24 protein-coding genes are annotated in these 23,196 nt (G+C 32.2%); 10 read left to right on the forward strand and 14 right to left on the reverse strand.

The features are described from left to right. Nucleotides 1–2: 2 nt before the first annotated feature. Both xylA and xylE read left to right on the forward strand, forming a co-directional pair. Nucleotides 3–1,310, forward strand: coding sequence for a xylose isomerase (xylA, locus tag BWZ22_RS06050; protein WP_198027655.1), 1,308 nt, complete (start codon nt 3–5; stop codon nt 1,308–1,310). Between the two features lie 10 nt (nt 1,311–1,320). After that, nucleotides 1,321–2,736, forward strand: a complete 1,416-nt coding sequence (gene xylE, locus BWZ22_RS06055) for a D-xylose transporter XylE (RefSeq protein ID WP_076698666.1) — start codon at nt 1,321–1,323, stop codon at nt 2,734–2,736. 60 nt (nt 2,737–2,796) lie between these two features. On the opposite strand, the gene BWZ22_RS06060 is transcribed toward xylE, so the two are convergent. Then, nucleotides 2,797–3,819 carry a LacI family DNA-binding transcriptional regulator gene (locus BWZ22_RS06060; protein WP_076698668.1) on the reverse strand — a complete coding sequence of 341 codons (1,023 nt, stop codon included), beginning with the start codon at nt 3,817–3,819 and terminating at the stop codon, nt 2,797–2,799. 119 nt (nt 3,820–3,938) lie between these two features. Here BWZ22_RS06060 and BWZ22_RS06065 point away from each other — a divergent pair, with 119 nt between their 5' ends. The 4 genes from BWZ22_RS06065 to BWZ22_RS06080 all read left to right on the forward strand — a co-directional run bounded on the left by BWZ22_RS06065 (nt 3,939) and on the right by BWZ22_RS06080 (nt 6,421). Further along, complete coding sequence (locus BWZ22_RS06065; RefSeq protein WP_076698669.1) at nt 3,939–4,796, forward strand: YicC/YloC family endoribonuclease; 858 nt, start codon at nt 3,939–3,941, stop codon at nt 4,794–4,796. A gap of 21 nt (nt 4,797–4,817) precedes the next feature. Then, a complete protein-coding gene (gene gmk, locus BWZ22_RS06070; RefSeq protein ID WP_083692441.1) occupies nt 4,818–5,402 on the forward strand; it encodes a guanylate kinase in 585 nt (194 codons plus the stop codon). Nucleotides 5,403–5,404: 2 nt separating this feature from the next. Continuing rightward, nucleotides 5,405–5,983, forward strand: coding sequence for a nicotinate (nicotinamide) nucleotide adenylyltransferase (gene nadD, locus BWZ22_RS06075; RefSeq protein ID WP_076698672.1), 579 nt, complete (start codon nt 5,405–5,407; stop codon nt 5,981–5,983). A 75-nt stretch (nt 5,984–6,058) separates the two neighbouring features. After that, nucleotides 6,059–6,421 (forward strand): methylglyoxal synthase, encoded by a 363-nt coding sequence (locus BWZ22_RS06080; protein ID WP_076698674.1) that lies wholly within the window; start codon nt 6,059–6,061, stop codon nt 6,419–6,421. 33 nt (nt 6,422–6,454) lie between these two features. Here the strand turns inward: BWZ22_RS06080 and lysM are convergent, their stop codons facing one another. Together lysM and BWZ22_RS06090 are read right to left on the reverse strand one after the other, a co-directional pair. After that, nucleotides 6,455–6,949, reverse strand: a complete 495-nt coding sequence (gene lysM / locus BWZ22_RS06085) for a peptidoglycan-binding protein LysM (protein WP_076698675.1) — start codon at nt 6,947–6,949, stop codon at nt 6,455–6,457. Between the two features lie 289 nt (nt 6,950–7,238). Then, the gene (locus tag BWZ22_RS06090; protein ID WP_076698677.1) at nt 7,239–8,174 is read right to left on the reverse strand and encodes a nicotinic acid mononucleotide adenyltransferase; all 936 of its coding nucleotides are present in this window, start codon (nt 8,172–8,174) and stop codon (nt 7,239–7,241) included. Between the two features lie 132 nt (nt 8,175–8,306). Between BWZ22_RS06090 and BWZ22_RS06095 the strand changes: the two genes are divergently transcribed. The 3 genes from BWZ22_RS06095 to BWZ22_RS06105 all read left to right on the forward strand — a co-directional run bounded on the left by BWZ22_RS06095 (nt 8,307) and on the right by BWZ22_RS06105 (nt 10,281). Continuing rightward, complete coding sequence (locus BWZ22_RS06095) at nt 8,307–9,308, forward strand: NAD(P)H-dependent glycerol-3-phosphate dehydrogenase (RefSeq protein WP_076698678.1); 1,002 nt, start codon at nt 8,307–8,309, stop codon at nt 9,306–9,308. A 51-nt stretch (nt 9,309–9,359) separates the two neighbouring features. Then, a complete protein-coding gene (locus BWZ22_RS06100; protein ID WP_076698679.1) occupies nt 9,360–9,713 on the forward strand; it encodes a hypothetical protein in 354 nt (117 codons plus the stop codon). A gap of 97 nt (nt 9,714–9,810) precedes the next feature. After that, nucleotides 9,811–10,281 (forward strand): hypothetical protein, encoded by a 471-nt coding sequence (locus tag BWZ22_RS06105; RefSeq protein ID WP_076698680.1) that lies wholly within the window; start codon nt 9,811–9,813, stop codon nt 10,279–10,281. A gap of 37 nt (nt 10,282–10,318) precedes the next feature. On the opposite strand, the gene BWZ22_RS06110 is transcribed toward BWZ22_RS06105, so the two are convergent. From BWZ22_RS06110 to BWZ22_RS06150, 9 genes are all read right to left on the reverse strand, one after another. Continuing rightward, a complete protein-coding gene (locus BWZ22_RS06110) occupies nt 10,319–10,714 on the reverse strand; it encodes a hypothetical protein (RefSeq protein WP_076698681.1) in 396 nt (131 codons plus the stop codon). A 19-nt stretch (nt 10,715–10,733) separates the two neighbouring features. After that, nucleotides 10,734–11,327 carry a TetR/AcrR family transcriptional regulator gene (locus BWZ22_RS06115; protein ID WP_076698682.1) on the reverse strand — a complete coding sequence of 198 codons (594 nt, stop codon included), beginning with the start codon at nt 11,325–11,327 and terminating at the stop codon, nt 10,734–10,736. Nucleotides 11,328–11,340: 13 nt separating this feature from the next. After that, a complete protein-coding gene (locus tag BWZ22_RS06120) occupies nt 11,341–12,156 on the reverse strand; it encodes a universal stress protein (protein WP_076698684.1) in 816 nt (271 codons plus the stop codon). Between the two features lie 41 nt (nt 12,157–12,197). Beyond that, the gene (locus tag BWZ22_RS06125; RefSeq protein WP_076698685.1) at nt 12,198–13,607 is read right to left on the reverse strand and encodes an efflux transporter outer membrane subunit; all 1,410 of its coding nucleotides are present in this window, start codon (nt 13,605–13,607) and stop codon (nt 12,198–12,200) included. Nucleotides 13,608–13,609: 2 nt separating this feature from the next. Continuing rightward, nucleotides 13,610–16,750, reverse strand: coding sequence for an efflux RND transporter permease subunit (locus BWZ22_RS06130; protein ID WP_076698686.1), 3,141 nt, complete (start codon nt 16,748–16,750; stop codon nt 13,610–13,612). Nucleotides 16,751–16,777: 27 nt separating this feature from the next. Further along, nucleotides 16,778–17,911: an efflux RND transporter periplasmic adaptor subunit gene (locus BWZ22_RS06135; protein WP_076698687.1), complete on the reverse strand. Its 1,134-nt coding sequence runs from the start codon at nt 17,909–17,911 to the stop codon at nt 16,778–16,780. Nucleotides 17,912–17,931: 20 nt separating this feature from the next. After that, a complete protein-coding gene (locus BWZ22_RS06140; protein WP_076698689.1) occupies nt 17,932–18,441 on the reverse strand; it encodes a GbsR/MarR family transcriptional regulator in 510 nt (169 codons plus the stop codon). A gap of 145 nt (nt 18,442–18,586) precedes the next feature. Beyond that, nucleotides 18,587–19,606 (reverse strand): phenylalanine--tRNA ligase subunit alpha, encoded by a 1,020-nt coding sequence (pheS, locus tag BWZ22_RS06145; RefSeq protein ID WP_076698690.1) that lies wholly within the window; start codon nt 19,604–19,606, stop codon nt 18,587–18,589. A 37-nt stretch (nt 19,607–19,643) separates the two neighbouring features. Next, nucleotides 19,644–20,000, reverse strand: coding sequence for a hypothetical protein (locus BWZ22_RS06150; protein WP_076698692.1), 357 nt, complete (start codon nt 19,998–20,000; stop codon nt 19,644–19,646). Nucleotides 20,001–20,069: 69 nt separating this feature from the next. Between BWZ22_RS06150 and BWZ22_RS06155 the strand changes: the two genes are divergently transcribed. Beyond that, nucleotides 20,070–20,591: a CvpA family protein gene (locus BWZ22_RS06155; RefSeq protein WP_076698693.1), complete on the forward strand. Its 522-nt coding sequence runs from the start codon at nt 20,070–20,072 to the stop codon at nt 20,589–20,591. A gap of 59 nt (nt 20,592–20,650) precedes the next feature. Here BWZ22_RS06155 and BWZ22_RS06160 read toward each other — a convergent pair whose 3' ends face one another. After that, nucleotides 20,651–21,277, reverse strand: coding sequence for a carbonic anhydrase (locus tag BWZ22_RS06160; protein ID WP_076698695.1), 627 nt, complete (start codon nt 21,275–21,277; stop codon nt 20,651–20,653). A 4-nt stretch (nt 21,278–21,281) separates the two neighbouring features. Next, nucleotides 21,282–23,147 carry a SulP family inorganic anion transporter gene (locus tag BWZ22_RS06165; protein ID WP_076698696.1) on the reverse strand — a complete coding sequence of 622 codons (1,866 nt, stop codon included), beginning with the start codon at nt 23,145–23,147 and terminating at the stop codon, nt 21,282–21,284. Nucleotides 23,148–23,196: the final 49 nt, after the last annotated feature.

Below are 23,196 nucleotides of genomic sequence, written 5' to 3' on the forward strand. Positions count from 1 at the left end.
TTATGGAATATTTTAAAGGCATTGATGCTATAAAATACGAAGGAAGAGAATCTGATAATCCCTTAGCATTTAAATGGTACAACCCAGACCAAGTTGTTGCTGGTAAAACCATGCGAGAACATTTTAAATTTGCCATTGCTTACTGGCATTCCTTCTGTGGACAAGGAGCAGACCCATTTGGACCAGGAACACAAAACTTTGCATGGGATAAAGCTTCAGATCCTATTCAGGCTGCAAAAGATAAAGCCGATGCCGCTTTTGAATTTATTTCTAAAATGGGTTTTGACTATTTCTGTTTTCATGATTTTGATTTGGTTCAAGAAGCGCCAACATTAGCAGAATCTGAAAAAAGATTGCAAACCATTGTTGAATATATTAAAGAGAAAAAAGCCGAAACTGGTAAAAAATTACTTTGGGGAACTGCTAACTGCTTTTCTAACCCAAGATATATGAATGGTGCTGCTACCAACCCAGAATTTAATGTAGTGGCCAGAGCAGGTGCACAAATTAAATTAGCTTTAGATGCAACCATGGCTTTAGATGGAGAAAATTACGTGTTTTGGGGCGGACGCGAAGGCTACATGTCTTTGTTAAATACTGATATGAAACGTGAGTTAGACCACATGGCACAACTTTTAACCATGGCTAGAGATTACGCTCGCGGACAAGGATTTACGGGTACTTTCTTTATTGAACCTAAACCCATGGAACCTATGAAACACCAGTATGATTTTGATGCTGCTACAGCAATTGGTTTCCTTAAAAACTATGGTTTAGATAAAGATTTTAAAATGAATATTGAAGTAAACCACGCTACTTTAGCACAACATACCTTCCAACATGAATTAGAGGTTTCTGCAAGTGCAGGTATGCTAGGAAGTATTGATGCTAACCGTGGCGATTACCAAAATGGTTGGGATACAGACCAATTCCCTAATAACATCCAAGAAACCACAGAAGCTATGTTAGTATTTCTTAAAGCTGGCGGTTTACAAGGTGGTGGTGTTAATTTTGATGCAAAAATTAGAAGAAACTCAACCGATATTGAAGATATATTTCATGCACATATTGGTGGCGCCGATACATTTGCAAGAGCATTAATTACCGCCGATAAAATAATATCTTCATCTCAATACGAAACCTTAAGAAAAGAAAGATACAGCTCTTTTGACTCTGGAAAAGGAAAAGATTTTGAAAGCGGAAAACTTGATTTAAAAGCGCTTTATAACATTGCTCAAGAAAATGGCGAATTACCATTAATTAGTGGTAAACAAGAACTTTTTGAAAATATAATTAACCAATATATTTAATACACAAATTATGGAAACAACTAACTCTAAGTATTTAATTAAACTAACTTTAGTAGCCACATTAGGTGGGCTGCTATTTGGGTATGACACAGCAGTTATTTCAGGTACAGTAAGTTCTTTAGAACACTTCTTTGTATTACCATTTGGACTAGAAGAAACTGCTGCAAATTCCCGCTTAGGGTTGGTTGTTTCAAGTGCCTTAATAGGTTGTATTATTGGAGGACTCTCTGGAGGTGTAATTAGTAAAAAATTAGGACGTAAAAACGGATTAATTTTAGCTGCTATTCTATTTTTGCTTTCGGCCTTAGGGTCTGCAATGCCAGAAATGCTTGTTAAACCTATTGGAGAAGCAGATCATACCTTTATCTATATTTTTATTGTTTACAGGATTATAGGAGGTATTGGTGTTGGACTAGCTTCTATGCTTTCTCCCTTGTACATTGCTGAAATTGCACCTGCAAAAATTAGAGGTAAGCTAGTTTCAATGAACCAGTTTGCTATTATTTTTGGTATGTTGGTGGTTTATTTTGTTAATTATTACATAGCTAAACAAGGTGACGATTCGTGGCTAAATACTATAGGATGGCGATGGATGTTTGCTTCTGAAACAATTCCTGCTGGATTATTTTTATTAATGTTATTTATGGTTCCAGACACACCTAGATCGTTAGTTTTAAAATCACAACCAGAAAAAGCTTTACAGGTTTTAACTAAAGTAAATGGTATTGATGAAGCTAAAAAGATTTTAGGTGAAATTCAAAATACAGTAGTTAGTCATTCTGGTAAATTATTCTCTTTTGGTATAACGGTAATTATAATTGGTGTTTTACTATCTGTTTTTCAACAATTTGTTGGCATTAATGTAGTGCTTTACTATGCGCCCGAAATATTTAAAAGTATGGGTTCTGGAACAGACGCGGCATTATTACAAACCATAATTGTTGGGTCTGTTAACTTAATTTTTACTGTTCTAGCTATAATGACGGTAGATAAATATGGTAGAAAACCGCTTATGATAATTGGTGCCGTAGGAATGGCTTTTGCAATGTTTGCTTTAGGTACTTCATTTTTTATGGAATCTGTGGGTATAGGAGCCCTTATTTTTATGCTAATTTATGTGGCTAGTTTTGCTATGAGTTGGGGACCTGTTTGTTGGGTGCTTTTATCTGAAATTTTTCCTAATAAAATTAGAGGTAAAGCCTTAGCCGTAGCTGTAGCTGCACAATGGATTTCTAATTATTTAGTTTCATGGACATTCCCTATGTTAGATAAAAACACCTATTTATTAGAAACATTTAACCATGGTTTTGCCTATTGGATTTATGGTGTTATGGGTGTTTTAGCGGCCTTATTAGTATGGAAATTTGTACCTGAAACTAAAGGTAAAACACTAGAGGAAATGGAAAATATTTGGAAGAAAAAATAATTATTTGGTTGTTTTTAACAAAAAAGAAGTCTATCTATAAATTATGTTAGGCTTCTTTTTTTATTTTAACGGTTTTGTACTCTGCCTTTCAATTAAACTTGTTTTAATCACTTTTGTTTGAAATGGTTCTTCGGCATTTCCTTCTAATCTGTTTATAAGTATGGTTGCCGCCATTTCGCCAATATATTTCCCGTGCTGACTAACAGTGGTAATTTTAGGTGATACGTATTGTGGTAATTTACCATTTGTAAAGCAAATGATAGACATTTCATCAGGAATTTTATATCCCATACGTTTAACAATTTCTAGAGATTCAACTGCCGAACTTTCTTCTAAACATAACAATCCATCAATAGATTTATCGCCTAGAACAATCTTCATTAAAGTTTCAAAATCATCATGCTTTCCTATCTTAACAATAAGCTTTGGGTCTACCGGTATATCATTTTCAATTAAAGCTTTTTTGTAACCCTCGGCTCTTAATTTTCCAACACTTAAATTATCTATCACAGAAATTAATGCAATTTTTTTACAACCTGTTTTTATTAAATGATTGGTAGCATGACGCGCCCCTTCAAAATCATCAACAACTACCTTATCACATTCAATTTCATGTGTTACCCTATCAAACATAACCATAGGAACACCTTCATTAATAGCATTTTTTAAATGTTGGTAACTTTCTTTTACTTGGGTTTCTTCTGCAAGAGATAAAATAAAACCATCTAAAGTGCCATTTTTTAAAAGTTCCATAGTTTTAAGCTCCTTTTCATGAGATTCATTTGAAATACAAGAAATTAAACTATACCCCTTTTCGGTTGCTTTTTCTTCAATACCCACAAACACTTTGGCAAAAAAAGTATTCATAATATTGGGTATAATTACGCCTATGGTTTTGGTTTTTTTGTTAAGCAAACTTAAGGCTACACTATTGGGCTTGTAATTATGTGCCTTGGCGTATTGCTGAATTTTATCTTTTGTTTTGGCGCTAATTTCATAACTATCACTCAATGCCTTTGATACTGTGGCTATAGACACATCAAACTCATTAGCAATATGTTTTAAAGTAATACGCTTTTTCATCTTCAAAATAAATACATCAAACAAAAAGTAAGCTAATTTAAAGCATTTATTTTAGTTATAATCTGCATTTTCAATACATTTAGGTTTTAGTTACCTTTGCTAACTTAATACACAAGCTTATGATTTATTCAATGACAGGTTACGGAAAATCTGTTTTGCAATTACCTACAAAAAAAATTACCATTGAGTTAAAATCTCTAAACAGTAAAAATCTTGATTTAAATGCAAGAATGCCTACTATTTATAGAGAAAAAGAACTTATAATTAGAAAATTACTTGCTGATAAATTAGTGCGTGGTAAAGTAGATTTTTCTATTTATGTTGAAGTTACTGCAGATGACTCTTCAACCCAAATTAACAAACCAGTTGTAAATCAATACATCAAACAATTAAAAGATGTAGTTAATGGCGATGAAATAGAGTTGCTTAAAATGGCGGTTAGGTTTCCCGATGCTCTAAATACAGTGCGAGAAGAAATTGATGAAGACGAATGGAATGCTATTAAAACCGAAATTGATAATGCAGTAACCTCCTTAAATGATTATAGATTAAATGAAGGTAAAACTCTAGAAGCAGATTTTAGAAAACGTATTGAAAATATTGATACTATTCTTGAGCAGGTAATTAAAATGGATCCTGACCGCATAAAAGCAGTTAGAGAAAGGTTGCTAAAGGGCGTTGAAGAACTAAAGGAGAAATATGACGAAAACCGTTTTGAACAAGAATTGGTATACTATATTGAAAAATTTGATATAACAGAAGAAAAGGTGCGCTTAAAAAACCACTTAAACTATTTTATTGAAACCTTAAACACCAAAGATTCTAACGGAAAAAAACTAGGTTTTATAGGGCAAGAAATTGGTAGAGAAATAAACACCATTGGCTCAAAAAGTAACTACGCCCCCATGCAACAATTAGTAGTACAAATGAAGGATGAACTTGAAAAAATTAAGGAACAATTATTGAATGTCCTTTAATTAAAAACGTTTTAATTAGTGATTGAACAAAAGAAAAAACAAGGCAAATTAATTGTATTTTCAGCACCATCGGGTTCTGGAAAAACAACCATTGTAAGGCATTTATTAAATATTGAAAATTTAAATTTAGAGTTTTCAATATCGGCTACTTCACGTGAAAAACGCGGTACTGAAGTAAACGGAAAAGACTACTATTTTTTATCTGCCAAAGAATTTAAAACTAAAATTAAAAACGAAGAGTTTTTAGAGTGGGAAGAAGTTTATAGAGATAATTTTTATGGCACTTTAAAAACCGAAGTTGAGCGTATTTGGGCAATGGGCAAACACGTTATTTTTGATATTGATGTTTCTGGCGGTTTACGCATTAAACGTAAATTCCCAGAGCAAACATTAGCCATTTTTGTAAAACCCCCAAGCATTGATGAACTTAAAATACGGCTAAAAAAACGCAAAACAGAAAGCCCAGAAAAAATAAGTATGCGGGTTGCTAAAGCATCAGCAGAATTAGCAACAGCTCCTTTATTTGATGAAATTATTATAAATGATACTTTAGAACACGCACTTACTGAAGCCGAAACTTTAGTTAACAACTTTGTAAATTCTTAATAATGAAGGTTGGTTTATACTTTGGTTCCTTTAACCCTATTCATGTTGGTCATTTAGTTATTGCTAACCATTTTGCTGAGTTTAGCGACCTAGATCAAGTTTGGTTTGTTGTAACCCCTCATAACCCATTTAAGAAAAAAAGTTCTCTTTTAGATAATTACCAACGTTTAGAAATGGTTTATAGAGCCACTGAAGATTATCCTAAATTAAAACCTAGTGATATTGAGTTTAAATTACCACAACCTAATTATACCATTAATACGCTTGTTCATTTAGAAGAAAAATACACAAACCATGAATTTTGCCTAATTATGGGAGAAGATAATTTAAAACATTTTCATAAGTGGAAAAACGCTAGTGTTATTATTGAAAATTACCATATTTATGTTTACCCAAGAATGTTAAAAGAGCCCATAGAAACAGAATTTAACAACCATAAAAAGGTGCATTATATTAACGCTCCTGTAATGGAAATTTCTTCAACTTTCATAAGAAAATCTATAAAAGAAGGTAAAAACATACAACCCTTATTACCACATAATGTATGGAAATATTTAGATGAAATGAATTTTTATAAGTAAAATAACTTAGTTTTGAATGAAATTTTCATTTAGTTAATTTCGTTTTATGTACAATAATTTATAATAGGATTAAGAATGGAAATAGCCATAATTGCACATGATGGTAAAAAAGCTGAAATGGTTCAGTTTTTAAATCATCATAAAGAAAAACTTCAAGAAAAAAACATCAATATAATATCTACTGGTACTACAGGAAGTAAAGTAGAAAAAGCAGGCATAAAAGTTACCCGATTATTATCTGGCCCACTTGGTGGTGATGCCCAAATAGCTGCACGAGTTGCTGAAGGAATATGCAAAATGGTCATCTTTTTTAGAGACCCTTTAGAAAAGCATCCTCATGAACCAGACGTTAATATGCTCATGAGATTATGTGATGTACATGATGTGCCACTTGCTACAAATCCTGCTACAGCAGAATTATTAGTTAAAGCACTCTAATACATTTGGGCTTTATAAAAAAGAAAAACTAAGCTAAGGCATACCATTAGCAACTGGAACACGTATCACTAAACCTGGATAAATGTTATTTGGGTGAGATAGCATTGGTTTGTTTGCCTCAAATATTTTGTAATACATTTTGGGGTTTCCATAAAAAACTTTGGCTATCTTACCTAAAGAATCTTTTTCTCTAACCGTATAAAACTTAGATTCAGTAGATTTATCTTTAACAATTATTAAATCTTCTACTTTATCAATACCTACAGAATTGCCCACAATTAAAATTATTTTTTCTTTAATTTCTTGACTAGGAGCTATTCCTTTAACAGTTGCAATACAATCGTTAATAGAAATTGAAAATTCACTCACTTTAAACTTCATGTCTAAAATTTTTCTTTTCAATTTCATTGCTGCAATTTCTTCTAATTTCATTTCAATAATAGCAGCTTGAGATACATCCAACGGATTCATCTTGCCAATTCCAAACACTCTTGTCCCTTTATCTTTTATAAATGTAAATGTCTTCATTAGTAGCATAATTAAAAGGGCTAAACAATACTGTTATAAATCACGTTTCAATTTTATCTACTTTTTTAGATGACAGATTTAAATTAATCTTGCGCCATTACTTTAAAAAAATTATTAAATTTTGTAACTGTTTGTTTTTGTGCAAAATAAAATGCTGATTTTTCTGATTATCTAAATGAGTTTTAGAAAAAAGAAACCGCTTAAAGTGAAGTTACTTTAAAGCGGTTTCTAAACTAAATAACCAACCAAATTTTTAAAAAACCTAATCTTTTTGGCTCTTACCAAATGTTTAGTCTCTTGTATTTTCTCTAGGGTTATCAACCCTGTCATTTTTAAATTTACGTTTCTTTTCTACCTCAATAGTTTTACCTTTTGAATCTGTAGTTTTTAAATACTGTATATATCCTCTTCCTTTAAACTCATACACGGTTTCAGATGATGGATGATACAACTCTATGGTTTCGTCATTTATAACGCTTAATTCAAAGAATTCATTGTCAAAGAAATCATAATCTAATGTTAAAGTTTTTAAATACATATTACCCGTAACATTCCCTACACCGTAAATGCCTGTGTAATCCCAATAAAGATAATTTACATTAGTTCCTACATTGTCTTGTGAACTTTTAAAGGTTGAATCATTACCTCCTGGTAAAAACTGTAAAAAGTTTTCGTTATCAAATTCATTTATAGCTCCAAAATTACTAGTATATATTTTTTCCCAAGCTTCATATTCTTGTAAGAAGTAGTGAATATTATCATAAAAAACGTAATCGTAATCAAACGTATTTCTTTGATAACCATCTAAAAAATAAGATGTATCATTATTAGGATTGTAAAGCTCAATAGTGTTGCTATCTATTTGATAAACGTCGAAAGTAGAAAACCCATCAATATCATGAAAAACATCTAAAATCATATCATAAGCATCATAAGTTCCAACGTCAATTCCATACCCATTTCCGTTACTACCTAAGCCTACAATATTATTATTTGCATACACCACGCCTCCTTTAAATGATATTGTAAATGCTTTTTGTAAAAAAGGGGTTTCTCCGTATCCTTTGGTTGCATTGATATCGACATACCACAACTCATAAGAGCTTAACAACTGATTTATTGAAATTGTAGGCTCATCAAAATCATCAACACGAATTTCTGTATGGCATGATGTAAATAAAGTTGCAGATAATGCAAAAGCAAAAAGTAATTTTATAGTTTTCATATTGAATTATTTTAGGGTTTATATTATCTGTAGTTCAAAACGCATGCCAAAAAAATGTTATTATTAGTTTAAGTATCTAACAAACTTTAATATTTTACGTATTTTTGAACTGAAAAACTACTTGATTTTTTTATGGAAAAGCCTTTAAAATATGCGGTTTTTGGTGGTGGAAGTTGGGCAACAGCTATTGTGAAAATGCTTTGTGAAAATGCTGATGAAGTTGGGTGGTACATGAGAAGCGCTTACACTAAAGCACACCTTTTAAAAGAACAACACAATCCCAATTATTTAAGTTCTGTTGAATTTAATTTAAATCAACTTAAATTAAGTAATGATATTAACGAAATTGCAGAATGGGCAGATGTGTTATTTTTTGTTATCCCATCGGCATTTATTCATAGTGAGCTGGAAAAATTAACCATAAACATATCAAATAAAATTATTGTTTCGGCTGTTAAAGGTATTATACCAGAAACTGGATTATTGGTTGGTGAGCATTTTCATGAATTTTATAATATTCCTTTAGAAAACATAGCCGTTATTGCAGGTCCATGTCATGCCGAAGAAGTAGCCTTAGAACGTTTATCTTATTTAACCATTTCTTGTGCAGACACAAAAAAAGCACGAAAAATAGCCAATAAATTATCTAGCGATTATATAAAAACCAAAATTAGCGATGATATTGTTGGTGTAGAATATGCCGTAATGCTTAAAAACATTTACGCCATAGCTGCGGGAATTGCCCACGGATTAGGGTACGGAGATAATTTCCAGAGTGTACTTATGAGCAACTCTATTAGAGAAATGAAGCGTTTTATTAAAAAAATGCATAAAATGAAGCGTAATATTAATAACTCTGCTTATTTGGGTGATTTGTTAGTTACGGGCTATTCTACATTTTCTAGAAACCGTATGTTTGGAAATATGATAGGTAAAGGCTATACCGTAAAATCTGCCCAAATGGAAATGAATATGGTTGCAGAAGGTTATTATGCCGCTAAAAGCGCTCATTTATTAAATGAAAAAAACCTTAAAAAAACACGGTTGCCTATAATAAATGCGGTTTATGAGATTTTATACGAAAACAAAAACCCAAAAAAGGTATTTAAAAAGCTTACAGAAAAGTTAGATTAAATTTAACAATTTAAGTCTTTTATTTTACTCATCTTTAGGTACTTTTGTGCCATGAAAAAGATTTTATACTTTCTTTTACTATGTAGTCTTTTTGGTTATAGCGCTTCTAATAATACATTAGAAGATGTTACAACCAAGACTACAACAAAAGAAAATGTCTGGAAAATTTATAATCCAGATACATTTTACTTTTCGCCAAAAAGTACAGAAAGTATTCTTTTTAATTTAACTGATGTTAGGTTTAACTCTAATAATGTTACTCCTAACGACACTCTATTTAACTTTAAAAAACATTTTGAAACACTAATTTCAGAGTCTTATAAAGTTAAATTTAAAACACAAAATATAATATTTGTGCCTTTTAATAACACAGATATTATCTTTCCTTTTCATACGCACTGGTAAATCTATCTTTTTATCGTTTTTAAAATTTATTCTTGCTTCTAAATAGAGAAGTTAAGGTAAAAATTCACACCCTTATTTTAATTAAAAAAACATAAAAATGGATTCACAAAGCATTCTTATTGGGATAGTTATAGCTTTTATTTGCTGTATCCCTTTCATTATATTTTATTTTAACAAAAAAAAACAAAAGCAAATATTAATTAACCATTTAAATGATGTTGCCAAAAAGAACAATGCCAACATTAGTGAGTTTGAAATCTTTAATAAATCTATAATAGCCGTAGATAAAGAAAATTTACTTGCTTTTTATATAAAAAATGATGAACCTACTATTGTTGATTTAAAAAACACATCGCATTGTTTTATAAATATTAACAGAAAACCTACTAAAAATAGTAAAAAAGAAATTATTTCAACAATTGATATTTGTTTTTCTCAAACATCTAAAAACCAATATGTGTTTAGGGTATATAATGAAGAAATAGACCCTCCTTTAAGTGGTGAGACTATATTTTCAAATAAATGGATAAACACTTTTAATAAACAAATAAAACGTATTGCTGCTTAATAAAAAGCCTTATGAACTTTGTGTTTATGAGGCTTTTTTATTTTACTAAAACCCCTTTAACATCCATTAAGGGTACAGGCTGTAATGCTTTTAAATTGATGGTGTTTTTTCTAAATAGGTATGTTTTATCAAACATTTGGTTGCCCTGAAAAAAAGTAACCTTAAATTGATTGTTAAACGCAAACAATTCTTCAGGCATTAACTCTATTTTAGCATAGCTTTTTTTAGGTAGTTTGTCTAATTTTTTCCGAAGTACTGAGGTTTTTTTATTTTCTGAAAAACCACTGGTAACTATAAGCACCATGTCTAAAGCAACCTCTTTATCGTTAATTATATAGGCATTCCAATCTTGGGTTTTATAAACCTGGTTATATTCATTAACAATAGCAATATAAACTCCTTCTACTTTTGGAATTTGAATATCTTTTTTCATGGTGTCAAAAATATATATTTTACTTCAAATATGGATTAAAATATTGCTTGCTAATTATACCACTTAAGTTATACAAAACAAAATGCTTAAAAAGGGTATCTTCACCGTATAATTCAAATAAATTATTATTTTTAAATAGCAAATTATCTACTCTAAAAAAATAAATTTTCACTATTAATTCTAAGTTTACCTCAGGTTTTATATGGCCTTGTTCTTGAGCTTTTTTTAGTAAACTTAGAATAGTGCTTTTAGATAAATTTTCAATAAAATCTTCAAACAATTTGTTGGCTTTAGGGTAATATTTTTTAAGCCCAAATAAAAAAGAAGGTTTGAAATATTTTAAATATTCAAACCCTCTTTTATAAATTAATATAACACATAAAACAGTATCATTACTATAACTAGTAATAATGCTATTTATATTTTCTTCATATTCTTTTAATAAAATTTCAAGACTGCCTGCAACTAAGTCTTCTTTGTTTTTAAAAAAAGAATAGATTGTTTTTTTAGATATTCCTAAATCGCTTGCAATTTCATCTAAAGTAACATGTTTGCTACCAAATTGTGTGAATTTAGTTTTAGCATAATTTAATAATTCGGTTTTGGTAATCAATTTTTATTCAATATTATTCAATAGGAATTGATAATAAAGGAATATCTAACCCAGATGCCATTACCCTTGTTTTACTTTTATGAGTAATAGATTCCCAAAAACCATATTTTTTGGGAATCATTACCAATAAATCTGACTTAGATTTTACAATCTCTTTTTCAATTTCATTTATTACCGCATCTGAATTTACTTTTTTATATAGATAGGTTACATTTTCAAGTCCTTCCTCTATATTTTCAACAGTGTTTTTGTTGGCTTGCAACTCATTTACTTTCTTTTCAACATAAAAAACCTCTACTTCAGCCTTCAAGTCAACTGCTATTTTTCTTAACTTCACCAAGGTTCTTAAAGGAATATCGTTCATAACATCACAGGCAAACAAAATTTTATGTATACCCTTAAACTGCGCCTTTACTGGTATGGCCAAAACCGGAAACTTTTTCATGCTTATCAAGGTTGTTGTAGGGTTTCCTAATAAGTTTTGTTCCATTGATTTTTCTGACATCCCAATTACAAGTAACCGTGAATTGTAGCTTGTCATTAAAGTATCTATTTCTCTTTCAAAATCTACATAACTACATTGAAAATCAACTTCAATATTAAATTTTTCAGATACATCTAAAGCCTGTTTCTTTAATTTGTCTCTATCTTTCTCAATTAACTTTTCCATTGATTGTGATGACAACCAAGTGTTTGACGCATGTAAAGGCAATTTAAAGGCATTAAAAAACACTAATTTAATTTTTAACACCTGCGCTAATGATGCTGCGTACAACACAGCGTTGTTTGATGTTTTTGAAAAATTTGTTGCTACTATTATGGCACTCATAATTTGTAATTAATTCTGTTAATAATTATACAACCCTAGTTTTACTTCCATCCACCACCAAGTGCTTCGTATAAATTAACTACACTTAGTAATTGTTGTAGTTTGTTATCAATCACATTTAATTCAGCACTTAGCACACTTTCTCTAGCTGTTAATAAATCTAGGTAATTTGCTAAACCGTTTTGCAATAATTCTTCTGAATTTGCTTCGGCTTGTCTAAGCGCTTCAACTTCATTTTTACGATACTCGAATTTTTTGGTTTCAGCATTATAATCGTAAAGTGCGTTAGAGACTTCGTTTCCGGCAGTTAACAAGGTTTTCTTAAAATTCAATAAGGCTTGTTCTTGTTGTGCTTTTGCTACTTCGTGTTGAGTTCTAATAGAACGCTTATTAAAAATAGGCTGTGTTAAACCACCAATAACCGTTGCAAATAATGAATTAGCGCTAAATAAGTCGTCTAATTCTAAACTTTGAAATCCGCCACTTGCAGTTAAAGTTAACGATGGGTAAAAGTTGCTTTTTGCTACATTGGTTAACTCAAATGCATTAATTAAGCTATATTCTGAAGCAATCACATCTGGTCTGTTTCTTAACAATGTTACCGGCACGCCTAATGTAACATTGGCATCCAATTGCTGTTCGGTTAACTTACTACGTTCAATATGTTTTGCTGGTCTACCTAATAACAGATTTAAGGTATTTTCAGCTTTAAAAATAGCAGCTTCTAAATCTACTTTTAAAGCTTTAGCATTGTTATACTGCGCAATATATTGGTCTACCGCAACTTGTGTAACGTTTCCAGCGTCTTTTAACGCTTTTATTGTATACACACTACTATCTCTAGTAGCAATTGTTTTTTCGGTAATCTCTAATTGCTCATCTAAAGCCAAAAGTTGATAATACGTTGAAGCAATTGCTGCAATTAATTCGGTTTTAACCGCTTTGTGTGCTGCTACCGTTTGTAAATAACTGGCTTCACCAGCGCGTTTATTGCTTCGTATTTTTCCCCAAACATCAGCTTCCCAAGATAAACTTCCAGACAGCTCATATTGATCTAAAGAAGAGAAAAGTCCACCAAATTGACTATTTGATGATAGTTCTTGGTGTGTTACTTGAGCAGTTCCAGATAAGGTTGGGAAATAACCTGCTTTACCTTGTTTCATATAAGCTTCAGCAGCTGCTATTTGTTGAATGGCCACACGAATATCTAAATTGTTCTGAAGACCTTCTTCAATATATTCAGCTAAATATTGGTCTTTAAACATATCTTTCCACGATACATCTGCCAAAGACACACTATCTTGTGGCAAATTATCGGTTCTGTATAAATGTTCTGTTTCTTCTAACTCCGGACGTGTATAGTCCTTTGCCACAAAACAACTTTGTAATGTTAGCGCAAGCATTAATACCAATGCGCCTTTACTAAAATTTCTATTTATAGTTGATTTCATTGTTATTGTTCTTCAATTGTTTGTACTACAGGTTTACTTGATACTTTTTCTTGTAACCATTGGAAAAAGATGAATAAAATTGGAATAACAAATACACCTAAAAGGGTTCCTATTAACATACCTCCAGCGGCTCCTGTACCAATAGAATTGTTTCCTTCGGCACCAACACCTTTGGCTAACACCAATGGCATTAAACCTAGTATAAAGGCAAACGATGTCATTAAAATAGGACGTAAACGTGCTTTGGCACCATGAATTGCGGCATCTACAATACCTTCGCCTTGTTTACGGCGTTGCAGTGCAAATTCTACAATTAATATAGCATTTTTAGCCAAAAGACCAACTAACATAATGAGTGCAATTTGGAAATAGATGTTGTTTTCTAATCCGAAAAACTTTGTACTTATATAGGCACCAAATACACCAAATGGTAGCGATAATAATACCGAAAATGGTAAAATATAACTCTCGTATTGCGCACTTAATAAGAAGTACACAAACAGAATACTCAAGATGAAAATAAACGTGGTTTGGTTACCTGCATTTACCTCTTCTCGTGTTAAACCAGAATACGCAACGGTGTAGTTACTTGGCAATTTAGCAACTTCTTCTTCAATAACCCTAATGGCATCACCCGTACTATAACCAGGGTTTGTGGCACCTGTTATGGTTGTAGAATTAAACAGGTTGAAACGCGTTACCGATTGCGGACCATACACCCGTTTTAGGCTTACAAATTGGGTTATAGGTGTCATCTCTCCAGAACTGGTTCTTACATACATACTGTTTAGGTCGCTTTCATCGGCTCTATCTTCAGGTAACGATTGGATATATACCCTATATTGCTTACCAAATCGGCTAAAATCTGAAGCGTAAATTCCACCAATATATCCTTGCAAGGTTCCAAAAATACTGCTCACACTTACACCTTTTTCTTTAGCTAATGGCACATTAACTTCCATTTCGTATTGTGGATAATTAGTATTGAAAGCCGATGTTGCATACTTAATTTCGGGGTGACTCATTAAAGCCATAGAAAACTCCTTATTGGCTTTATCTAAATCTGTAAACTCGCCACCAAACTTATCTAATAAGTTAATTTCAAATCCTGCGGAATTACCAAATCCACGAATACTAGGTGGGGAGAAGAAAATAATATTAGCCTCTGGAATGGTTGCTGCAATACCAAACAGTTTACCTGTGATGGCTTGTACTGATAAGGCTTCTGATTCTCTATCAGACCAGTCATCTAACTTTACGAAACCAATACCAAAGTTGCTACCTGCACCACTAATTAAACTTCTACCTTTAACAAAACTAACTGCCTCTACACCATCAAGGTCTTTAATTTTTGCATATAATTTTCTAGTAACATCATCGGTTCTGTCTAACGATGCTCCAGCAGGCAATTCAATATTTGCAAAAATAATTCCTCTATCTTCATTCGGTACAAATCCTGTTGGAGTTGTTGTTGATGCCCAATAAATACCTACACCAGCAATAATTAATAACAGTACAGATACAAACTTATTTTTATATAAAACCTGAAGTGATTTTCCGTATTTGCTAACTGTAGCATCAAAGCCACGATTAAATAAGGTATAGAATTTTTGAAGTGCGTTTTTGCCTTTTAATTCTTCATCGTGCTTGTGTTCTTTTAATAAAAGTGCACACAATGCAGGACTCAACGTTAAGGCGTTTACTGCCGAAATTAAAATGGCAATAATTAAGGTTACACCAAATTGCTCGTAAAATACACCTGTTGGACCCGTTACAAAGGTTACTGGAATAAACACCGCTGCCATTACTAAAGTGATGGAAATAATAGCACCAGAAATCTCATTCATGGCTTTTAACGTAGCACTTTTTGGTTTTTTCTCCCCACTTTCCATCTTGGCATGCACCGCTTCAACAACCACAATGGCATCATCTACTACAATACCAATGGCCAATACTAATGCGAATAGCGTTAATAGGTTGATGGAATAGCCAAACACATTTAAGAAAAAGAATGTACCTATAATGGAAACCGGTACTGCAATGGCAGGAATTAAAGTAGAACGGAAGTCTTGCAAAAAGATAAACACCACCAAGAATACTAATAAAAAGGCTTCTAATAGCGTACTAATTACTTTATCTATAGAGGCATTAAGGAATAAACTTGTATCATATGGAACAAAAAAGTCTAATCCTTCTGGCAAGTCTTGCTTAACATCTTCTAGTGTTGACTTTATATTTTCAATAATTTCTTGGGCGTTAGAACCTTTAGTTTGAAAAACCCCCATAAACACAGCAGGATTTCCTTTAGTCATAGCGTTAGATGCGTATGATTGCGCATCTAATTCAATATCGGCAACATCTTTTAAACGTAAAAATTCGCCATTTCCTAAGGCTTTAATAACAATGTCTGCATACTGACTTTCTTGTTTAAATCGTCCACTATATTTTATAACATAAGAGAACGATTCCCCATTATTTTCACCTAATGAACCAGCAGCAGCTTCTAAGTTTTGTTCGCTTAAAGCAGCTGAAATATCTGAAGGCATTAAGTTGTAAGCCGCTAATTTTTCGGGCTTTAACCAAACACGCATGGCATAATCTTTTTGTGAAAACACAGACACATCACCAACGCCTTTAATACGCTGTAAGGCAGGTATCACGTTTATTTTTAAGTAATTCTGAATGTAAGTAGCGTCATATTCGTCATTTTCAGAATACATAGAAATAAACATTAAAGCACTGGTTTCTTGCTTTTGGGTTACAATACCTGTTTGTATGACTTCAGATGGCAATAATGCATTGGCTCTAGCTACACGGTTTTGTACGTTTACCGCAGCTATATCGGCATCTATTGTTTGATCAAAATATACCGTGATTTCGGCAGTACCAGTGTTTGAAGCGGTAGACGTAATGTAGGTCATCCCTTCTACACCATTAATTTGCTCTTCAATTGGTATTATAACACTCTCTAAAACGGTCTCTGCGTTTGCACCTGTATAGTTGGCCGTAACTTTAATAGTTGGTGGCGCAATATCTGGATATTCCTCTATAGGCAAACTGGTAATACTTATAACACCAAGTACAACAATAATAATAGAAATTACTGTTGAAAGAACGGGTCTTTCAATAAATGTTTTTAACATAACTAATAAATATGTTTATGTGATTTTTTAGTTTCTAAATAAAGTAGCTACTTTTTCTGTGGCTTTTTCAAATGGAATTTCTTGTGGTGTAATTGGCATACCATCTCGTAATTTTGATACACCAGATGCTATAATTTTAGTATTAGCATCAATACCAGATTCAATAACATACAAATTATCTACTTTGGCTTGTACCTTAACAACTTTACTTTTTGCCGAATTGTTTTCATCAATTGTAAATACCATTACTTTGCCTTGTTGCTCATACGTTGCAGATTGTGGTATTACAATAGCATTATTATAAGTTGAAGGAATTTTAATTTTACCACTGCTACCATTGGTTAAAATTTCGTTAGGGTTATCAAAAATCGCACGTAAACTAATAGTTCCTGTATTTTGATTAACCTGTCCTGTACTTGTTTGTATTTTACCCTTTACGTTATAAGTACTACCATTGGCAAGTATTAAACTTACCTCTGGATAGTTTTTAAGTTTTTCTTCTAAGTTTTTACCTTTTGCGTTTTGAATAAAATCTAAGTAATCTGTTTCATTTAAACTAAAAAAGGCATATACTTTACTAATATCACTAACGGTTGTAAGTGGTGTAGCATCTGCAGCACTTACTAAAGCGCCTTCTCTAAAATTAATTGAACCAACATAGCCATCTACCGGACTTTTTACTGTTGCGTAACTAATATTAGCAACAATACTGCTATAATTAGCTTTGGCTTGCGCTAAATTAGCTTTAGCTGTTTCTAATTGTACTTGACTAATAATATTTTTTTCAACCAATGGTTTTAGTTTATTAACCTCAACTTGCGCTACATTAACCTGTGCTTTTGCTGCTTCGGCATCTTGACTTAAGGCTTGGGTTTCTAATTTAAAAAGTGGCTGACCTTTACGTACTCTTGCGCCTTCATCTACCAACACTTTTTGTATGTATCCTGTAGTTTTTGCTCTAACATCACTACTTACAATACCTTCTATACTTACAGGATATTCTGCATAGCCTGTAACTGTTTGCGGTTGTAATTGCGTTACCGGAAACGGTAAGGCTTGTTGTTTTGCTGCTACTGGCGCCTTTTCTTTATTACCACAGCTTACTATGGTTATAAACACACTAGCAACTACTGCTATTAAAATTATTTTACGATTTCTCATTTTTCTTTTTTTCTTTTTTGTTAAAGGTTAAATTTATTATTGACTAGGTTTTCTCTTAATTGTTTGATAGATCTTATTGCTTCATTAAGAAACTTTAAATAATCGTTATGAAACGAAAGTTCAAATTTTTCTGTTTCTTCACTTTCTTCAGTAACTTGATTATTTATAGCTTGCTTGTAGGCTTTAATTTCTAGATGCAATTCCTTAATAGTTTCCCATTCTGAAATCATAGCATCAATATGATGGAGTACAGAGTCTTTATTTACTATAAAGTATTTTTTTCGGTCTCCGGTTTTAGTGAAATATTCTATTTTTTGTAAGTCTTGTAAATGATTTAAGTGTGTAGATATAGTACTTTTGCTAGCACATAAAATGCTTACAAGATCATCAAAGGTAGTGCCTCTTCTGCCCGTTAATATAATGAAAGACAAAATTCTTGCTGCCACCGGTGCTAAATTTTCTCTATTTTCTAAATGCACCCCTAGCTTCTCTACCAATGCCATTTTTTTACTACATATTTCCTTTGTCATAATATCATTCTTAAAAATAATAACGGGGCAAATTTACATTTAGTTCGGTTTTGACCGAACAAAACGAAGTTAAAATATTGTTAAATAAAAAATCCCGAGAGTTAGAAATAACTTCTCGGGATTAAATTTTTAGTGTATTTAAGTTTTATAAAGCCGATTTAAACTGCTCTAAAAAACGTACATCGTTTTCACTTAATAAACGAATATCACCTATTTGATGTAGTAGCATAGCAATACGGTCTATTCCCATACCAAAGGCAAAACCAGAATATTCTTTAGAGTCTATACCACAGTTTTTAAGTACATTAGGGTCTACCATGCCGCAGCCCATAATTTCTAACCAACCGGTTCCTTTTGTTATACGGTAATCGGTTTCTGTTTTTAAACCCCAATACACATCAACTTCTGCACTTGGCTCTGTAAATGGAAAATATGACGGACGTAACCTAATTTCAGACTTTCCAAACATTTCTTTGGTAAAATATTGAAGTGTTTGCTTTAAATCTGCAAAACTAACATCTTTATCAATATATAAACCTTCTACCTGATGGAAAAAACAATGCGAACGTGCTGAAATAGCTTCGTTTCTATACACTCTACCTGGTGAAATGGTACGAATTGGCGGTTTGTTATTTTCCATATAACGTACCTGAACAGAACTGGTGTGTGTACGTAGTAAAATATCTGGATTGGTTTGTATAAAAAAGGTATCCTGCATATCACGAGCGGGGTGATATTCTGGCAAGTTCAAGGCGGTAAAATTATGCCAATCATCTTCAATTTCTGGCCCTTCACTAACATTAAAACCAATGCGCGAAAAGATATCTATAATTTGATTTTTAACTATAGAAATAGGATGACGTGCCCCAATTTCTATGGGTTCTCCTGGGCGCGATAAATCGCCATAAATGCCTTTTTCTTCTTCTTTACTTTCAAGCTCTTCTTTTAAGGCTTTTACTTTATCTTCGGCTGTTTTTTTAAGTTGGTTTATGGTTTGACCAAACTCACGCTTTTGCTCATTTGCAACATTTTTAAACTCTGCAAAATAATCATTTAACAAGCCTTTTTTACCTAAATATTTTATACGGAAAGCTTCTACTTCTTCCTTTGTTTGTGCTGAAAATGCTTCGGCTTCCGCTATGAGTTCTTTTAATTTATCAATCATGACATTAATTCAAAAATAGAAGGCAAATTTAGTAAATCTATTCTATAAACTCGGCTTCTAGAAAATAGTTTACAATAGCTTCTTTCATTAAAACACTTTGTTCTCCTGCTTTTAAATGTGGTAATTGCTCTAACATTTTGTAATGTGGCCAACCATCAGGGTCTATAAAATCTAATTTATAATAACCATAGGGTTCTAAAAGCCTGCATATGGCTATATGCATGAGGTCTAGTTTTTGGTCTTTTTTAAACGTTCTGTTTAATTGACCAAGTTCCTGAACACCAATTAAATATATAATAGCATCAAGATCTAGTGGGTCTCCATCTGCAAATTGATTGGAGAGTTTTTTTACCACTTCTTGCCAACGTTCTTTTAACTGTTCGTCTCTAGACATACTAATTTTTAAGTTGCAAAGTTAATAAACTAGGCACGACTTATTTATATTTGTTTAAATTGAAATTTTATGGGTTTTATAGATATTGTTTTAGGGGCTTTAATTTTATTTGGCCTAATTAGAGGGTTAATGAAAGGGCTTTTTGTTGAAGTAGCTTCTTTAATAGCATTAGTTGCCGGTGTTTACGGAGCTATACACTTTAGTAATTTTGCAGGCGATTTTTTAACCGAAAAGGTTGATTGGAATGACAAAACCATTAGCATTGTTGCTTTTGCTATTACTTTTGTTGTTATTGTATTAGCTATTGCTTTAGCTGGAAAAGCCTTAACTAAATTAGCAGATTTTGCAGCTTTGGGTATTATTAATAAACTTTTAGGAGCTGCTTTTGGAGCGCTGAAAATTGCTGTAATACTAAGTGTGGTTTTAATTGTTTTTGATAGATTTAATAAAACCATTCCGTTTGCTGATGAAGAGGATTTAGAATCTTCAATGTTATACCAACCCGTAAAATCTTTAGTACCTACTATTTTCCCGAGTATTTTGGGTGATAAAAACGATGATGAAGCAGAAACTATGAATAATGAGGTATAAAAATACCCCCAAATAGTGTCTAACTTTTTGGGGGCACTTCAAAAACAGCGGCTTTTTATTTAATCTAAATGATAGATTTCCATAATATCTCCTAAATACTTTTCAAAATCAATTTTTAAATCGATAAGTTTTCCGGTATGAACATCAAAAACCCAACCGTGAACTTGCAACCCTCTATCTCTGTATGCCTTTTGTACGGCTGCTGTTTTAATTAGGTTTACACATTGTTCTTTTACATTAAGTTCTACCAGTCTGTCATATTTTTTTTCTTCATCTTCAATGGCATTTAATTCTTTTTTGTGTATACGATAAACATCCCTAATGTTACGCAACCAAGGGTTTAAAATGCCTAAATCTGCCGATTGCATTGCTGCTTTTACACCACCACAGGCATAGTGCCCGCAAACTATAACATGATTAACCTTTAAATGATTAACTGCATAATTAACTACAGACATAGCATTTAAATCAATACTAATTACCATGTTGGCTATGTTACGATGCACAAAAACCTCCCCTGGTTTTGCTCCCATAAGTTCTTCGGCTGTTACACGACTATCTGAACAGCCAATGTATAGTAAATCTGGGTTTTGACCTTTACCTAAATCATCAAAATAATTACTATCTACAGATAGTTTCTCATTTATCCATGCTTTATTGTTTTCAAATACTTTATCTAGATTCATTGTTTTAAGTATTTGTATCTTGAACGTTTTCTTTTATCCATTTCATACATTCTTTAAATGTAGTAAATATATGTTCTTCTGGAACAAAATCTGGAATAATATCAATACGCTCCATCATATAGCGTGGTTGTGGTAATAGGTCAACAAATAAGAAATCTATACCTTTTTTTCTTAAATCTAAAAGCATGTCTTCTAAGGCATATAAACCTGATTGGTCCATATATTGCATTCTATCAAATCGTATTACAACTGTTTTAGCTGTATCTGGTATTTGAGTTGCCAATTGTTGAAAATCGCTAGTTGACCCAAAAAACAACGGTCCTTTAATATGCTTGATAAACACCTCTTCTTTTAGGTTTTCTGGGAAACCAACTTCGTCTTCCCATGCTTCTTCTTTTAATGTTTTCACATCAGAACGTTCTGCAGTTAAATCTCCTATTTTTTTCATAAACATTAAAGACGCTATAACTAAACCAATTCCAACGGCATAAACTAAATTCCAGAATGTAGATAATATTAAAACGGTTAGCATTATAACTACTTCCATGCTAAATTTAATAGGGCCAATACTTACATCTCTAGGTAAATTAGGTATGGCTTTTAAGCCTTTATAATCCATAACACCAATACCAACTGTTACTAAAATACCGGCTAAAACAGCTGCGGGAATTTTTGAGGCTATAGGACCTAAACCTAAAAGAATAACAAAAAGTAGTACCCCAGCTATCATACCTGATAATTTGGTTTTACCACCAGAAGTAATATTCACCACCGTACGAATGGTTGCTCCTGCCCCAGGAAGCCCCCCAAAAAAGGCGGCAATACTGTTACCTATACCTTGACCTACCAACTCTTTATTAGGTTTGTGTTTGGTTTTTGTCATATTATCTGCAACAACACTAGTTAATAATGAATCTATAGCTCCTAACAATGCCAAGGTTAGTGCTGTAAATATGTATGGTGTTATACTGCTTAGTTTAAAGGTTGTGAAAATTTCTAGGTTTGGGATAGGTAAACCACTAGGAATTTCTTCAATAGGTCTATAGTTTAATCCAAACCCTATAGCAATACCAGACATAACAATTAATGCTACCAAAGTACTAGGGACAACTTTTGTAATACGTTTAAAACCATAAATAATAAAAATGGTTCCTAAAGCTAGAGCTAACTCTAACCAATTAATGTTTTTTAAGGCTCTAGGCAAAACTTTAATTGCTCCTAAAACACCTGAGGCTTCGGTGCCTGCAAGGGTTTTACTTTCTCTTAAAATATCGTCATCACTAATTTTTTCAGCTCTATTAATGGTTTCTTTAAAATTTTCTAAAACTAAAATGCCTTCTCCAGCTTCTTCTTTTAAAATATTTTCAAGAATAATTTCTTCTGCTTGTGGTTTAAATTGTTCTACAAACTGCTCATCTTCTTTTGGGTAGTACCCTAATGAAGGTAATATTTGAGTAATTAAAATAATAACCCCTATGGCGGTCATAAAACCTGATACTACAGGATAAGGAATGTACCTAATATACTTACCTAAGCCTAATATACCTAAGCCAACTTGCATTAAACCTGCCAATAAAAAAACTGATAAAATTACGGGCATTGCTTTATTAACATCGCCATCATTAACAGCAATAATTCCAGCTATAACTACCATACTTACAGCTGTCATTGGAGCTGTTGGTCCCGAAATTTGTGTACTTGTACCTCCAAAAAGTGCAGCAAAAAAGCTTATAAAAATAGCACCATAAAGTCCTGCACTAGGGCCTAAACCTGAAGAAACTCCAAAGGCTAAAGCTAAAGGTAATGCAACAATACCTGCCGTGATACCACCAAAGGCATCTCCCTTAATATTCGAGAATAAATTTTTCATTTTTTTATTTAGTTTAATTTAAAAGAAACGTAAGAAGGTAGTTCATTTT

The sequence above is a fragment of the Seonamhaeicola sp. S2-3 genome (assembly GCF_001971785.1).
Taxonomy (GTDB): domain Bacteria; phylum Bacteroidota; class Bacteroidia; order Flavobacteriales; family Flavobacteriaceae; genus Seonamhaeicola.